Here is a 13,724-nt window from a genome sequence, read left to right as displayed (position 1 = left end):
CCCCGAAGCGGGTGACCTCGACGAAGATCGTGATCGCCGGGGGCTTCGGTGTCGGCAAGACCACGTTGGTGGGGGCGGTCTCGGAGATCGTTCCGCTGCGCACCGAAGCGCTGGTCACCAACGCCAGCGACGGCGTCGACAACCTGAGCGCGACGCCGCAGAAGGCCACCACGACCGTCGCGATGGACTTCGGCCGGATCAGCCTCGCCGAGGATCTCGTGCTGTACCTGTTCGGTACGCCGGGGCAGCACCGGTTCTGGTTCATGTGGGACGACCTGATCCGAGGTGCGATCGGTGCCATCGTGCTCATCGACACCCGGCGTCTGGACGAGAGTTTCGCGGCGGTCGACTTCTTCGAGGCCCGGAACCTGCCGTTCATCGTCGCGATCAACGAATTCGACGACGCCCCGCGGTACCCGACCGAGGACATCCGTCAGGCCCTCGCGGTCTCGGCGGACGTGCCGATCGTCTCGATCGACGCTCGGCAGCGCGAGTCCGCCAAGTCGGCGCTCGTGACGGTCACCGAGTACGCGCTGCGCAAGCTGCATCAGCCGGTAGCGCCCTGATGGACACGCACGTGCACCTGTTCGGCATGGGCACGTGGGTGATCGTCCTGGCGTACGCGACGTCGGCGATCGGGTTGCTCGTGGGACTGGCCAGTGCCCGCAAGTCGCTGTCCGCCGGTTCGGAACGGGCGCGGCTGTACTGGCTGATGCGAGCCGCGCTCTCGACCGGGGGCGTCGGGGTGTGGCTGGCGCACTTCCTGCCGATGGCGGGTTTCACGGTGGACGGCAGCATCATCCGATACGACCTGCTCGGCATCGTCTTCTCGATGGCGGTGGCGCTGGTGTCCGCCTTCGTCGCCATGGTGGTCGTGCAGCCGAAGCGGGTGTCGCGCCGGGCCCGGCCGTCGCGCGGTGCCGTGGCGGCACGGCTGCTGGGCGGGTCGCTGGTCCTCGGCGCCGGGATCGCCGGCGTGCACTACTCGATCATGTGGGCGATGGAACTGCAGGGCACCGTCGCATACGACCTGACCTACGTGGCGGCGTCCGTGGTGGCGGCTTGCCTTACCGCGGTGGTGGTCCTGTGGCTGGTCACGGTCGCCGACAGCAGGTGGATGCGGATCGGCGGCAGCATCTTCGCCGGCGCGGCGGTGATCGGCGTGCACTTCCTCGCGATGGCGGCGGTGCAGGTGACGGTGGATCCGGCGACCGCGGCCCCGTCGGGGGTCGAGGTGTTCGCCGTCCTCTTCCCGGTGTTCGTGCTCGGCATGCTGATCCTGACGGTCCCGATCATGGCGTTGCTCATGGCTCCCGACCGGGTGGCGGCCGCACTGGAGGCCGAGGCCGAGGCGTGGGCGCAGCAGCACAGCCCGGCCGATCCCCGGCGTCCGGCCACCTGAGCGCACGGGGGCGGGACCTGCCCCCGTGCGAATTACATCGATGCGATACGCTCCGATCGCTGTCGAGGGGGCGAAGTCGCAGCCCGTATCGATTCGGTGTGGCGCGCCACCGCACGAGTGCGGACCGACTTCCGCGTGCCACGCTCAGAAGGTCACGATGTCGCACGAAATGCACCACTTCTCCATGGGGATGTGGGTGTTCTTCCTCGCCTATGCCACCTCCGTCGTCGGATCGTTCGTCGGGCTCTCCTGCGCTCGCCAGGCGCTGATCGCCCCGACCGGCCGCGGCCACCGCCGCTGGATGGCCATGGCCGCCCTGTCCGTCGGCGGTGTGGCCGTCTGGCTCATGCACTTCATCGGGATGATGGGCTTCGACGTCCCGGGTACCGCGGTCCGTTACGCGCTGGGACCGACCGTCTTCTCCGTCGCGCTGTCGGTGGCCGCCACCTGGTTCGGGCTCTGGCTCGTGAGCTCCCGCGCCGCGTGGGTGAACCGCGTCCCGTCTCTCGTCCGCCTGTTCGTCGGCGGCGTCGGGATGGGCCTGGCGGTCAGCCTCATGCACTACAGCGGCATGTGGGCCATCCGGATCCAGGGCTCGCTCGAGCACGACACGGCGTTCGTCGTGGCCTCGGTGGCCATCGGTGTCGTCGCGGCCACGGTCGCCCTGTGGCTCGCGCAGGCCGCGGACCGGTGGACGCTCCGGGTACCGGCCGCCCTGCTCATGGGCTGCGCGGTCGTGGCGCTGCACTACACCGGCATGGCCGGTGTGCGCGTCCAGGTCGACCCGACCGTCCCGCTGCCGGCGGGCCAGACCGTCACCGCCCTGCTGTTCCCCTCCTTCGTGCTCGGCATCGTCGTTCTCACCGTGCCCATCGCGGCGCTGCTGCTCGCGCCCAGCCGGAGGGATCTGGCACTGGAACAGGAGTTCGCCCGCTGGACCACCGACGACGACGGCACCGACTCGTCGCGGACCGTTCCGGCGCGATCGTGACGCGAATTCCGGGCGACGTGCAGGGTCGGTCGAGCGGAATCGCCGCATCGGTCGGTGTGCGAGCTGACCTGCACCTATAGACTCGTGTGGTTGCGAGACGCGCGCCGGGCGGAAGCCCGCGGCGTTCGAGCCGAGTAGAAGAAGGAGCTCATGACCGACACCACGTTGCCGCCGGAGGGGCCGGGGCACGACCGCATCGAGCCCGTCGACATCCAGCAGGAGATGCAGAGCAGCTACATCGATTACGCGATGAGCGTGATCGTGGGCCGCGCCCTGCCCGATGTGCGGGACGGTCTCAAGCCGGTGCACCGCCGCGTCCTGTACGCAATGTACGACAACGGGTTCCGCCCGGACCGCGGCTACGTGAAGTCGGCACGTGCCGTCGCCGAGACGATGGGCAACTACCATCCGCACGGCGACGCCTCGATCTACGACACGCTCGTGCGACTCGCGCAGCCGTGGTCGATGCGCTACCCGCTCGTGGACGGCCAGGGCAACTTCGGTTCCCGCGGCAACGACGGTGCGGCCGCGATGCGGTACACCGAGTGCCGGCTCACGCCGCTCGCGATGGAGATGCTGCGGGAGATCGACCACGAGACGGTCGATTTCCAGCCGAACTACGACGGCCGCACGCTCGAGCCGGTGGTTCTCCCCAGCCGTATCCCCAACCTGTTGATCAACGGTTCCGGCGGCATCGCGGTGGGCATGGCCACCAACATCCCGCCGCACAACCTCCGTGAGGTGGCCGAGGCGATCTACTGGGCGCTCGAGAACTACGAGGCCGACGAGGAAGCCACCCTGGCGGCCGTCATGGAGCGCATCAAGGGGCCGGACTTCCCGACGGCGGGCCTGATCGTCGGCGGCCAGGGCATCAAGGACGCGTACACCACGGGCCGCGGCTCGGTGCGGATGCGCGGTGTCGTGGAGATCGAGGAGGACGCCCGGGGGAAGACCTCCATCGTCATCACCGAACTGCCGTACCAGGTCAACCCGGACAACCTGATCACCTCGATCGCCGAGCAGGTCCGGGACGGCAAGATCGCCGGCATCTCCGACATCCACGACGAGTCGTCGGACCGTGTGGGCATGCGCATCGTCGTCACCGTCCGCCGTGATGCCGTGGCGAAGGTCGTCCTCAACAACCTCTACAAGCACACGCAGCTGCAGACCGGCTTCGGCTGCAACATGCTCTCGATCGTCGACGGCGTGCCGCGCACCCTGCGGCTCGACCAGATGATCCGGTTGTACGTCAACCATCAGGTCGAGGTCATCGTCCGCCGGACGCGGTACCTGCTGCGCAAGGCGGAGGAGCGGGCCCACATCCTGCGCGGACTCGTCAAGGCGCTCGACGCGCTCGACGAGGTCATCGCGCTGATCCGCGCCTCGGCGACGGTGGAGGACGCGCGCACCGGCCTGATCGGGCTGCTCGACGTCGACGAGATCCAGGCCGACGCGATCCTGGCGATGCAGCTGCGCCGCCTCGCCGCTCTGGAACGACAGAAGATCGTCGACGAACTCGCCGAGATCGAGCGCGAGATCGACGACCTCAAGGACATCCTCGCCAAGCCCGAGCGCCAGCGCGCGATCGTGCGGGACGAGCTGAAGGAGATCGTCGACAAGTACGGCGACGACCGCCGCACCCGCATCGTCGCGGCCGACGGCGACGTCTCCGACGAGGACCTCATCGCCCGCGAGGACGTGGTCGTCACCATCACCGAGACCGGCTACGCCAAGCGCACCAAGACCGACCTGTACCGGTCCCAGAAGCGTGGCGGCAAGGGCGTCAAGGGTGCCGACCTCAAGCAGGACGACATCGTCAAGCACTTCTTCGTGACGTCCACGCACGACTGGCTGCTGTTCTTCACCACCAAGGGCCGGGTGTACCGGGCGAAGGCCTACGAGCTGCCGGAGGCCAACCGCACCGCGCGCGGCCAGCACGTGGCCAACCTGCTGGCCTTCCAGCCGGACGAGCGGATCCAGGGCGTCATCCGGCTCAAGTCCTACGAGGACGCCCCGTATCTGGTGCTCGCGACCCGCAACGGCCTGGTCAAGAAGTCGCGCCTGTCGGACTTCGACTCCAACCGGTCCGGCGGCATCGTCGCGATCAACCTGCGCGGTGACGACGAACTGGTCGGCGCGGTGCTGTGCTCGTCGGACGACGACCTGCTGCTGGTGTCCGCGAAGGGACAGTCGATCCGTTTCGCGGCGAGCGACGAGGCGTTGCGGCCGATGGGCCGGGCGACCTCAGGTGTGCAGGGCATGCGGTTCAACGAGGACGACGCCCTGCTCTCCCTCAACGTGGTCCGCGAGGGCACGTACCTGCTGGTCGCGACGTCCGGCGGGTACGCCAAGCGCACCCCGATCGAGGACTACATGGCGCAGGGCCGCGGCGGCAAGGGCGTGCTGACCATCCAGTACGACCGCAAGCGTGGCACTCTGGTCGGAGCGCTCATCGTGGACGACGACGACGAGCTGTACGCGATCACCTCGGGCGGTGGCGTCATCCGGACCCCCGCGAAGCAGGTGCGCAAGGCCGGCCGACAGACGAAGGGTGTGCGGTTGATGAACCTGGGGGAGGGGGACACGTTGCTGGCGATCGCACGCAACGCCGACGAGCCCGAGGAGAGCGCCGTACTCGAAGCGAAGGAGTCGTAAGTGAGCACTCCCCAGGGACCGAACGGGGCCGAGCAGGGGCCGCCCGCTCAGCCGCCGAAGGGACAGAACGGACGAGAGGTGCCCGGGAAGCAGGCTCCCGAGGTGAAGCCGGAGGGCGCTGCGGCGCCGTCGGACGCGCCGGGTGCCGCCCGGAACCCCGCCGCGGGAGCGAACCCGGGAGCGCCGGCCGACGGCGCGGCGAAGCAGGGTCCCGCCACGCCGGAGAGCGGGACGTCGCCGGCGGGGCGTCCCGGGCAGCAACGGCCGGGTGGGCCTCCCACGCCGCCGTGGCAGCGCGGGAGTCAGCAGGAGGCGCCGCAGAACGTGCCGCAGACGAATCTGGCCCGCCCGGGTCAGACGTCGTCCTCGACCGGGCGTCCCGCGGTGCCCACCTCGGGCGGCGCTGTGGGTGACAAGACCGCCACGCGGCCCGGGGGTGACAAGACCGCCACGCGGCCCGGCGGCGCGGCCCCGACCGGATCGGCGCAGCCCGCAGGACAGCAGCCGGGCCCGGCGAAGCCGGCGGCGGCTCGCCCCGGCGTGAATCCGGCCGGCGGCCGGTCCGGTGCCGCGACGCCGCCGACCCGCCCGGTGGTCACCGGCACGGCGGCCGCCTCGATGAACGCGCCCACGACGGGGATGCCGGGTGCGGACCGGTCGGCGGCCAAGACGAAGGCGGCCGTCATCGACGGTCCGACGCGGCACATCGAACGCAAGGACCTGGCGAAGGACCTGCCGGACCTGTCGACGGTGAAGCATCCGCTGCCGTCCGCGCCGGCCGAGGAATCCGCAGCTGCGCAACCGGCTGCCGTGGTGGCGGCCGCGGCCCGGGTCCCGGGTGAGCCGCTGCGGGCGACCGTGCAGCTGCGCCGCATCGATCCGTGGTCGATGCTGAAGATCTCCTCGGTGATCTCCGTCTCGTTGTTCTTCGTGTGGATGGTCGCCGTGGGTCTGCTGTACGGCGTGCTCGCGGGCATGGGCGTGTGGGAACGGCTCAACAGCGCCTTCACCGACATGGTGTCCGACACCGGTGGGGGTGGCCTCATCACCGCCGGCCAGGTCTTCGGGTACGCGACGGTGATCGGGCTGGTCAACACGATCCTGCTGACCGCTCTGGCCACCCTGGGGGCGTTCATCTACAACCTGTGCACCGACCTCGTCGGGGGCGTGCAGGTCACCCTCGCAGACCCCGACTGAGCTGGGAAAACGTGACCCCGCCGAGCCGATTTTGGACTTCGCGGCTCGGTGGGGTAGTGTTCCAACTCGGTTCGAGGGCCTATAGCTCAGGCGGTTAGAGCGCTTCGCTGATAACGAAGAGGTCGGAGGTTCAAGTCCTCCTAGGCCCACTCCCCGTGCCGAAAGGGCAGCGAGCATGAAGGTTCTTCTCACTGTGGGAACCGTGGTGCTGGTGGCCGTCGGACTCGCTCGGATGTTGCGGAGCGAGGACGAATGGCACGAGGTTACCGGCCGCTGAGGCGGCAGACGGGGCCTTAGCTCAGTTGGTAGAGCGCTGCCTTTGCAAGGCAGATGTCAGGAGTTCGAATCTCCTAGGCTCCACAACGCACACTCGAATATCGACGACAGGCCCGGACATCACGGATGTCCGGGCCTGTCGTCGTGCCCGGTCACTTCTCCTCGGCGAGCTCGTCGAGGACCGCCGAGAGCCGGCGCATCGCGGCCAGTGCGCCGGCCAGGTCTTCCTCGCCCACGGCGTCGGCCAGGCGACGGGCGAAGGCGGCATGCGCCGGATCGATCCCGGACACCGCCTCGCGTCCCGCCGGGGTCGGCGCGACGAGCTTGGCGCGCCGGTGGGCCGGGTTGGGCAGGTACTCGGCGAGGCCTCGCTCGACCAGCAGGTCGGCGATCCGCTGCACGCTCTGGCGGGTGATCCCCATCGCGCGGGCGATGCCGGCGACCGGCAGGGGTTCGCGCAGCACGGCCCCGAGGACCTGCCACCACGCCGCGGTGAGCCCGGCCGGGCGCGCGAGGGATTCGGCGACCTCGAGGAACTGTCCGTTGAGCCGGAACGACGTCAGAGCGAGGCCGCTGAGCAGTTCCTGTTCCGGGCGCTCGCTCATCCGGCCATGAGTTCGTAGAAGCCGGCGGGGTCGCGTCGGCCGTAGAGCTTGAACCAGGATTCGAGGACGTGCGGCTCGAACACCTCGAGGCGTTCGAGGATCGCGCGGGCGAACTCGACCGGGGCGGTGGCACTCGCGGTGATCAGATTCCGGTCGGTGACGGCCGGTTCGTCGCGGTAGAGATCCCCGCCCGCGTAGCCCACACTCGCCAGGAACTCGGCGGCGTTGCTCGTGTGCGCGCGATCGTCGAGCAGGCCGGCGAGGGCGAGCCCGCCCGTGGCCCCGCAGATCGCGGCCACCGGGACCCCGGCCTCGAGGAAGTCGCGCGCCCGTTCGGCGAAGGGGGTGAACTGCTCGGTGTTCCAGATGTCGTTGCCCGCCAGGACGAGCATCGCGCTGTTCTCCGGCCGCACCTCGTCCAGGGTGGTGTCGGGGAGGATGCGGATTCCGCCCATGGTGGTGACGGGTTCGCGCGTGGCGCCGACGGTGGCGACGGCGTAGCGGCCGGGATGCTTGTGCCAGAGGGGCTTGTTGATGTGGGCGATCGCATGACCGACCTCCCAGTCGGCGAAGGTGTCGTACACGGCGACATGCACTGTCTCAGCCATGACAATATGCTGTCGATTTGACAGCCTGTTGTCAATAGGGGGCACCCGGAAGATCTCAGCCCGTTTCACGTGAAACGTCGATGAGCTCGAGCAGATCGCGGACCGCCCGGCGGACCTCCTCCAGGTTCCGGCCGGATTCGATGAGTTCGGTGCCCTTGTGGACCACGGCGCCGACCAGTTCGGCGGCCAGTTCCGGATGCGTGGTCCCGTGCTCACGCAGGGCCTCGACGAGGGGGAGCACGAGCTCGCGGTGCAGCGTCTGCATGCGTTCGTCGGTGAAGGCCTGCGGCGTGACCGTGGCGAGCGCTCCGACGAGCGCGTGCTCGCCCTCGGCGACGAGCCGGAGGTTGGCGTCGACGTACGCGAGTACCCGGCCGGCCGGATCGCCGGCCTCGTCCATGGCGGCGATCACCTTCGCGTTCCAGCGCGGGAACATGTCCTCGACGACCGCGCGCAGCAGATCCTCCCGCGACCGGAAGTAGTGGTAGACGCTGGAGCGGGCGAGCCCGGCCCGGGCCGCGACCTCGCCCAGGCTCGGCGGGCGCTCCGGCGACTCGGTCAACAGTGCGTGAGCCGCATCGAGGAGTGCCCGTAGTTGGGTTGCGCGATGCTCGGCGACGGTAGCCGCAGAGATCTTCGGCACGGGCCCTCCTCGTGCGGTCAGCCGCGGGCGTGCAGCCTGCCGTCCACCATCTCCAGGGTGCGGTCGCAATGCTCCAGCACGTCGTGGTCGTGGGTGACCATGATGCCAGCCACCCCCGCATCGTGGGTTTCCCGGGCAAGCAACTCGACCACCTCGTGGCTGCGGGTGCGGTCGAGGGCGGCGGTCGGTTCGTCGACGAGCAGCAGCGCCGGCCGCGAGACAAGGGCCCGGGCGATGCCGACCCGCTGGCGTTCGCCGCCGGAGAGCTGTCCGGGTCGCCGGTCGGCGCGATGGCTCATCCCGACCGCCCCGAGCAGCTCGTCCGGATCACGTCCGGGGCGACCGGTGATCTTCGGGACCAGCCGGAGCTGGTCGCGGGCGGTCAGGGCGGGAACGAGGTTCCCGGACTGGAAGACGAAGCCCACCCGCTCTCGCCGCAGCCGGGTCAGCGCCCGATTCGGCAGGGCGGAGACGTCGATCCCCGCCAGCGTGACGACACCCGTGGTGGGGCGGGTGAGACCGCCGGCGACGGCCAGCAGACTCGACTTGCCGGCGCCGGAGGGCCCGACGATCGCGACGAGCTCACCGGCGGCGACGTGCAGGTTCACGTCGTCCAGTGCCACGACGGTGTTGTCGCCGTCGCCGAAGCGGAGGGTGACGCCGGACAGGGCCAGGCCGGTGGTGGGGATGGTCGAGGTGGTCATCGGTTCTCTCCGAGGGCGGTGAGGGGATCGACGCGGGTGACGCGGACGACGGCAACGGCCGCGCCCAGCAGTCCCAGCAGGACCAGGATCGCGGCGCCGGACGCGACGGGGCCGGTCTCGAGCGCGAACGGCATGCCGCTGCCCTCGAGGCCCGACCCGAGGCCGAGGCCGAGGAGGACTCCGACGGTCACCGACGCGAGGAGCACGACCGTCGCCTGTGCCAGGCCGTCGCGCAGGAGGAAACCCGTGGAGGCGCCCATGGCCCGCAGCACGGCCAGTTCCCGGGAGCGCTGGACGGTCCAGATGCTGAAGAAGGCGCCGACGACGAGGGCGGAGATCGCGTACAGGAAGCCCTTGATGAGGGACATCGTCATCATCTCGGCGGAGTAGCCGGGGGAGGCGTCGAAGGATTCCTCGAGGGTCTTGGCGGCGGTGCCGGCGGCGGCATCGCCCGCGGCGAGGTCGGGCAGCCGGTCGTCGACACCCCGGACGGCGACGACGCTCGCCTCGGTGTAGACGCGCGGATCGGGTAGCTCGCCGGCCCGCGTGCCGGCGTGGATCGCCTGCCAGGTTCGCAGCGGCAGGTAGGCGACGTCGACGTGGCCGAAGGTGCGCTTGTCGGCGGTGAAGCCGGCGACCGTGAGTTCGGTGCCGAGGCGCTCGAGGACGATGGTGTCGCCGACGGCGATGCCCGCCTCGCGCACGGTGTCGCTGACCAGGATGTCGGTGTCGCCGGTGAGGGGACGCCCCTCGGCGGGCGCCGGTTCGAGGAACGAGCCGGGTTCGACGCCGAAGAGGGTGAGGTCGACCGGTGTGCCGGACGCGGTCCGGGCGTTGACGATGGCGTTGCCGAGCAGCGCGGCGTCGGCGACGTCCGGCCGGGCGCGCCACGCGGCGGCCTGGTCCTCGGTGACGACGGATCGCGAGAACGCCGAGTCGGTGCGGGTGCCCTCGGCGAAGGCGAAGGCCTGGACCGGGGTGCGCTGGAGGGCCGAGACGCCGTCTGCCACGAGGCCGGAGGACAGGCCGGACAGGATGACCATCAGCACCGCCACCAGGGCTACGACGGTTCCCATGAGGAGGAAGCGGGTGCGCGCGAACCATAGTTCGCGCAGCGCGAGGAACATGTGGGCTCCTGAGGAAGATTTACCGACGGACAGTCGACATCTTATCGACAATGTGTCGGCAAGTTCTGTGAGGCCGGTTACTACTTCCGGTAGTAGGAGGCGCGTATCCTGGCTGCATGTCTGCCGAGAAGGACTTCGCCGCACGCGTGCGCGGCGCCTTCGTCGGCGGCATGTCGGGGGCGGTGAGCATCGCCGCCCATGCGCTCGCCGGCGGGGCCGCGCCGGGACAGGCATCCGCGGTGTTGCTGCTCGCCGCCGCGGCCGCGGTGGGTCTGCTCGCCGCGGGCACGCGCCTGCCGATCGTCGGCGTGCTGGCCGCCGGGCAGGTGGTGGGCCACGGTGTCCTCTCCCTCGACACGGGACACGTCCACGTCCCCGGCGCGGGCATGCTGGCCGCCCACACGGCCGCGATCGTCGTCGCGGCGCTGCTCGTCCGCGGCGCCGAACACGGCTGCCGCGTCGGGCTCACCGCGGTGCGGCGCGCGAGTGTGCCGCCGTTCGCGCCGGCGCCCGTCGCCGTTCCCGGCTGGACGCCCGTCGCACACCATCCCCGGGTGCGGCGCGGCCTGCTCGTCGCCGCAGGTCTCGGCACCCGAGGTCCTCCCCACACGGTCTGATCCCAGCCCACCTCACGGTCACCGCTACGCGGGACCGCGCGCACGCGTGCGCACCCGGACCGATTTCGGAGAACCTCATGAAGAAGACCCTGTTCCTCGCTGCCGCCGCGGCCGCGACCCTGTTCGCCGCCGGATGCTCGTCCGACGAGCCGGCCGCCGCCTCCGCGGACTCGCTCACCGTCTCCTCGGCGTGGGCGAAGGCCGCCGAATCCGGCATGACCGGTGCTTTCGCCGAGCTCGAGAACACCGGCGACTCCGACATCCACATCGTCTCCGCCGCCAGCCCCAGCTCGGCCCGCACCGAGATCCACGAGATGGCGGCCGGCGACGGCGGCGCCATGGTGATGCGCGAAAAGGAGGACGGCCTGGTCATTCCCGCGCACAGCACCCACTCCCTCGCGCCCGGCAACGACCACCTGATGCTGATGGACCTCGTCGAGCCCGTCCTGCCCGGCACCGAGGTGACCTTCGAGCTGACCTTCGAGGACGGCTCGACCACCGAGTTCACCGCGCAGGTCCGCGACTTCTCCGGCGCACGGGAGAACTACCAGCCGAGCGCCGGCATGGGGGCGAACCACGGTGGCTGAGCTGAGCCGGCGGCGCCTCCTCGGGGGCGGCGCCGCCGTCCTCGGCGTCGCGGGCATCGGCGCGGCCGGGATCGGGACGGGCCTCGGCTATGCCGCCACGCGGGAGCCCGAGCCCACCGGCGGGCGCACCGTCGCCTTCCACGGCGTGCACCAGGCGGGCATCGACACCGAACCGCAGGCCTTCGCCGCATTCGTCGCCCTGGATCTGCGCCCGGGCCTCGACCGGCGGGCGCTCGTCGGGATCATGAAGGTGTGGGCCGAGGACGGCCGCCGGCTCACCGAGGGCAGCCCTGCCCTCGGCGACACCGAGCCCGAACTCGCCCACGATCCCGCGCGGCTGACCGTGACCGTCGGATTCGGTCCCGCCGTGTTCGACGCGGCCGGCCTGGCGGCGCAGCGGCCCGAGTGGCTGCGGCCGCTGCCCGCGTTCTCGATCGATCGCCTCGAGGAGCGCTGGTCGGGCGGTGATCTGCTGGTGCAGGTCTGCGCCGACGACCCGGTCACCGTCTCGCACGCGACCCGCACGCTCGCCAAGAGCGTGCGGTCGCTGGCCACCGTGCGCTGGGTCCAGCGCGGGTTCCGCAACGCGGCGGGCACCAAGCCCGCCGGCACCACGATGCGCAACCTCATGGGCCAGGTCGACGGCACGGTCAACCCGGCCGCGGGAAGCACGGACTTCGACCGGCAGGTGTGGAATCCCGGAACCCCGGCCTGGCTGGCCGGGGGCACGTCCGTGGTGGTGCGGCGTATCCGCATGGAACTCGACACGTGGGACGAGCTGGACCGGCCGGCCCGTGAACTCGCCGTGGGCCGGGACCTGGCCTCGGGGGCGCCGTTGACCGGCAACCGGGAGCACGACGATCCGGACTTCGCCGCCACCGACGTGCACGGCATTCCGGTGATCCCCCCGGAATCGCACGTCGCGCGGGCGCGGCCCCGGAACGCGAACGAGCGGTTCCTGCGGCGCGGCTACAACTACGACGACCCGGACGGCGCCGGGCTGCTGTTCGCGTCGTACCAGGCCGACGTGGACGCCCAGTTCGTTCCGGTGCAGCAGCGGCTCGCCGAGCACGACGCGCTGAACCCGTGGATCACGCCGATCGGGTCGGCGGTGTTCGCCGTCCCACCCGGATTCGGCCCCGGCGGATATCCGGGGGACACCCTGCTCGAGGGCTGACGGGCAGCGCTCCCGGCCGGGATCTGCTCGACGATCCCGGCCGGGGGTCCGTCATACCTACAGTTTGTATGGTTCCCGTCACGCCCCGCCGAAATGGCGCTACCGTCGAGATGGACACGCGTCCATCCGGGCGAGGGAAGGCGGGCACACTCATGACCACAGCACTGCCGGAACGTCAGGGCTTCGGAACGCTGCGCGCGGGAGGTCTGCACTGGGACGCCTTCCCGCTGCGGCTGTTCGCGAAGGGTAACGCGAAGTTCTGGGATCCGCTCGAGCTGGACTTCAGCCGGGACGCGGCCGACTGGAACGAGCTCAACAGCGAACAGCACCGCAGCGCCACCTATCTCGTCGCGCAGTTCGTGGCCGGCGAGGAGGCCGTCACACAGGACATCCAGCCCTTCCTACGGGCGATGGCCGCCGAGGGCCGGCTCGGCGACGAGATGTACCTGACCCAGTTCTGCTTCGAGGAGGCCAAGCACACCCAGGTCTTCCGCCTGTGGATGGACGCGGTGGGCCTGACCGCGGACCTGCACTCCTACGTCGCGGACAATCCGTACTACCGGCAGCTGTTCTACGAGGAACTGCCCCATTCGTTGCGCGTCCTCGAGACCGATCCGAGTCCTGCCAATCAGGTCCGCGCCAGCGTCACCTACAACCACGTCATCGAGGGCAGTCTCGCCCTCACCGGGTACTACGCCTGGCAGAAGGTGTGCACGAAACGCGGAATCCTGCCCGGCATGCAGGAACTCGTGCGCCGGATCGGCGACGACGAACGCCGGCACATGGCGTGGGGCACGTTCACGTGCCGCCGCCACGTCGCAGCCGACGACTCGAACTGGGATGTCGTGCAGCAGCGCATGGGGGAGTTGCTGCCGCTGGCGCTCGGCATGATCCAGTGGGTCAACGACCAGTTCGAGGAGCAGCCCTTCGGCCTCGACCCCGACGAGTTCGTCGCCTACGCGGCCGACCGGGCCCAGCGGCGGCTCGGGGCCATCGAATCCGCGCGCGGCCGGCCGGTCGAGGAGATCGACCTCGACTACAGCCCCGAGGTGCTCGAGGACAAGTTCGGCGCGGAGGACGCCGCGGAGCTGAACTCGCTCACGGAGGGCTGAACTCCGCGGTAGTAGCAACCCGA

At 70.4% G+C, this 13,724-nt stretch carries 14 protein-coding genes and 2 tRNA genes; 11 read left to right on the top strand and 5 right to left on the bottom strand.

Annotated features, from left to right (window positions below; all coding sequences use genetic code 11):
- The first annotated feature begins 11 nt into the window (after window positions 1-11).
- The 7 genes from G6039_RS04335 to G6039_RS04305 all read left to right on the top strand — a co-directional run bounded on the left by G6039_RS04335 (window position 12) and on the right by G6039_RS04305 (window position 6,605).
- Window positions 12-566, top strand: coding sequence for a GTP-binding protein (locus G6039_RS04335; protein ID WP_006934480.1), 555 nt, complete (start codon window positions 12-14; stop codon window positions 564-566).
- Entirely contained in the window at window positions 566-1,402 is an 837-nt protein-coding gene (locus G6039_RS04330; RefSeq protein ID WP_006934481.1) for an MHYT domain-containing protein, read from the top strand. Before G6039_RS04335 ends, G6039_RS04330 begins: the two co-directional genes overlap by 1 nt.
- A gap of 157 nt (window positions 1,403-1,559) precedes the next feature.
- Window positions 1,560-2,393: an MHYT domain-containing protein gene (locus G6039_RS04325; protein ID WP_006934482.1), complete on the top strand. Its 834-nt coding sequence runs from the start codon at window positions 1,560-1,562 to the stop codon at window positions 2,391-2,393.
- 150 nt (window positions 2,394-2,543) lie between these two features.
- On the top strand, window positions 2,544-5,048 hold the full coding sequence (gyrA, locus tag G6039_RS04320; protein WP_006934483.1) for a DNA gyrase subunit A: 2,505 nt from the start codon (window positions 2,544-2,546) through the stop codon (window positions 5,046-5,048).
- The gene (locus tag G6039_RS31190; RefSeq protein ID WP_043799099.1) at window positions 5,049-6,245 is read left to right on the top strand and encodes a DUF3566 domain-containing protein; all 1,197 of its coding nucleotides are present in this window, start codon (window positions 5,049-5,051) and stop codon (window positions 6,243-6,245) included.
- Between the two features lie 75 nt (window positions 6,246-6,320).
- Window positions 6,321-6,394, top strand: a tRNA-Ile gene (locus G6039_RS04310).
- Between the two features lie 138 nt (window positions 6,395-6,532).
- Window positions 6,533-6,605 (top strand) — tRNA-Ala (locus tag G6039_RS04305).
- 68 nt (window positions 6,606-6,673) lie between these two features.
- On the opposite strand, the gene G6039_RS04300 is transcribed toward G6039_RS04305, so the two are convergent.
- Genes G6039_RS04300 through G6039_RS04280 form a run of 5 tightly spaced genes read right to left on the bottom strand, consistent with a single transcriptional unit; the run spans window position 6,674 to window position 10,208 of the window.
- Entirely contained in the window at window positions 6,674-7,126 is a 453-nt protein-coding gene (locus G6039_RS04300; protein WP_043799097.1) for a MarR family winged helix-turn-helix transcriptional regulator, read from the bottom strand.
- Window positions 7,123-7,734 carry a type 1 glutamine amidotransferase family protein gene (locus tag G6039_RS04295; protein WP_043799095.1) on the bottom strand — a complete coding sequence of 204 codons (612 nt, stop codon included), beginning with the start codon at window positions 7,732-7,734 and terminating at the stop codon, window positions 7,123-7,125. Before G6039_RS04295 ends, G6039_RS04300 begins: the two co-directional genes overlap by 4 nt.
- Window positions 7,735-7,789: 55 nt before the next feature.
- The gene (locus G6039_RS04290) at window positions 7,790-8,377 is read right to left on the bottom strand and encodes a TetR/AcrR family transcriptional regulator (RefSeq protein ID WP_006934487.1); all 588 of its coding nucleotides are present in this window, start codon (window positions 8,375-8,377) and stop codon (window positions 7,790-7,792) included.
- A gap of 17 nt (window positions 8,378-8,394) precedes the next feature.
- Entirely contained in the window at window positions 8,395-9,081 is a 687-nt protein-coding gene (locus G6039_RS04285) for an ABC transporter ATP-binding protein (RefSeq protein WP_043799094.1), read from the bottom strand.
- Window positions 9,078-10,208: an FtsX-like permease family protein gene (locus G6039_RS04280; RefSeq protein ID WP_006934490.1), complete on the bottom strand. Its 1,131-nt coding sequence runs from the start codon at window positions 10,206-10,208 to the stop codon at window positions 9,078-9,080. The genes G6039_RS04285 and G6039_RS04280 overlap by 4 nt, the downstream gene beginning before the upstream one ends.
- Before the next feature lie 116 nt (window positions 10,209-10,324).
- On the opposite strand from G6039_RS04280, the gene G6039_RS04275 reads away from it, so the two are divergent.
- The 4 genes from G6039_RS04275 (at window position 10,325) to G6039_RS04260 (ending at window position 13,701) form a co-directional block, all read left to right on the top strand.
- On the top strand, window positions 10,325-10,825 hold the full coding sequence (locus tag G6039_RS04275) for a hypothetical protein (protein ID WP_029546814.1): 501 nt from the start codon (window positions 10,325-10,327) through the stop codon (window positions 10,823-10,825).
- A gap of 77 nt (window positions 10,826-10,902) precedes the next feature.
- Window positions 10,903-11,412: a copper chaperone PCu(A)C gene (locus G6039_RS04270; RefSeq protein ID WP_006934494.1), complete on the top strand. Its 510-nt coding sequence runs from the start codon at window positions 10,903-10,905 to the stop codon at window positions 11,410-11,412.
- On the top strand, window positions 11,405-12,589 hold the full coding sequence (locus tag G6039_RS04265) for a Dyp-type peroxidase (RefSeq protein ID WP_006934496.1): 1,185 nt from the start codon (window positions 11,405-11,407) through the stop codon (window positions 12,587-12,589). Before G6039_RS04270 ends, G6039_RS04265 begins: the two co-directional genes overlap by 8 nt.
- Window positions 12,590-12,741: 152 nt before the next feature.
- Window positions 12,742-13,701, top strand: coding sequence for a R2-like ligand-binding oxidase (locus G6039_RS04260; RefSeq protein WP_006934498.1), 960 nt, complete (start codon window positions 12,742-12,744; stop codon window positions 13,699-13,701).
- Window positions 13,702-13,724 lie beyond the last annotated feature (23 nt).

This window comes from Rhodococcus aetherivorans, from assembly GCF_011058165.1.
Lineage (GTDB): Bacteria > Actinomycetota > Actinomycetes > Mycobacteriales > Mycobacteriaceae > Rhodococcus > Rhodococcus aetherivorans.
The sequence above is the reverse complement of the archived record's forward strand: the minus strand, read 5'-3'. Positions and strand labels throughout refer to the sequence as shown.

What these genes read in the sequence shown, in the direction of transcription:
- G6039_RS04285 (WP_043799094.1), bottom strand. Translation starts at nt 9,081, where the DNA reads ATGACCACCTCGACCATCCCCACCACCGGCCTGGCCCTGTCCGGCGTC.
- G6039_RS04260 (WP_006934498.1), top strand. Translation starts at nt 12,742, where the DNA reads ATGACCACAGCACTGCCGGAACGTCAGGGCTTCGGAACGCTGCGCGCG.
- gyrA (WP_006934483.1), top strand. Translation starts at nt 2,544, where the DNA reads ATGACCGACACCACGTTGCCGCCGGAGGGGCCGGGGCACGACCGCATC.
- G6039_RS04295 (WP_043799095.1), bottom strand. Translation starts at nt 7,734, where the DNA reads ATGGCTGAGACAGTGCATGTCGCCGTGTACGACACCTTCGCCGACTGG.
- G6039_RS04330 (WP_006934481.1), top strand. Translation starts at nt 566, where the DNA reads ATGGACACGCACGTGCACCTGTTCGGCATGGGCACGTGGGTGATCGTC.
- G6039_RS04325 (WP_006934482.1), top strand. Translation starts at nt 1,560, where the DNA reads ATGTCGCACGAAATGCACCACTTCTCCATGGGGATGTGGGTGTTCTTC.
- G6039_RS04280 (WP_006934490.1), bottom strand. Translation starts at nt 10,208, where the DNA reads ATGTTCCTCGCGCTGCGCGAACTATGGTTCGCGCGCACCCGCTTCCTC.
- G6039_RS04275 (WP_029546814.1), top strand. Translation starts at nt 10,325, where the DNA reads ATGTCTGCCGAGAAGGACTTCGCCGCACGCGTGCGCGGCGCCTTCGTC.
- G6039_RS04300 (WP_043799097.1), bottom strand. Translation starts at nt 7,126, where the DNA reads ATGAGCGAGCGCCCGGAACAGGAACTGCTCAGCGGCCTCGCTCTGACG.
- G6039_RS04270 (WP_006934494.1), top strand. Translation starts at nt 10,903, where the DNA reads ATGAAGAAGACCCTGTTCCTCGCTGCCGCCGCGGCCGCGACCCTGTTC.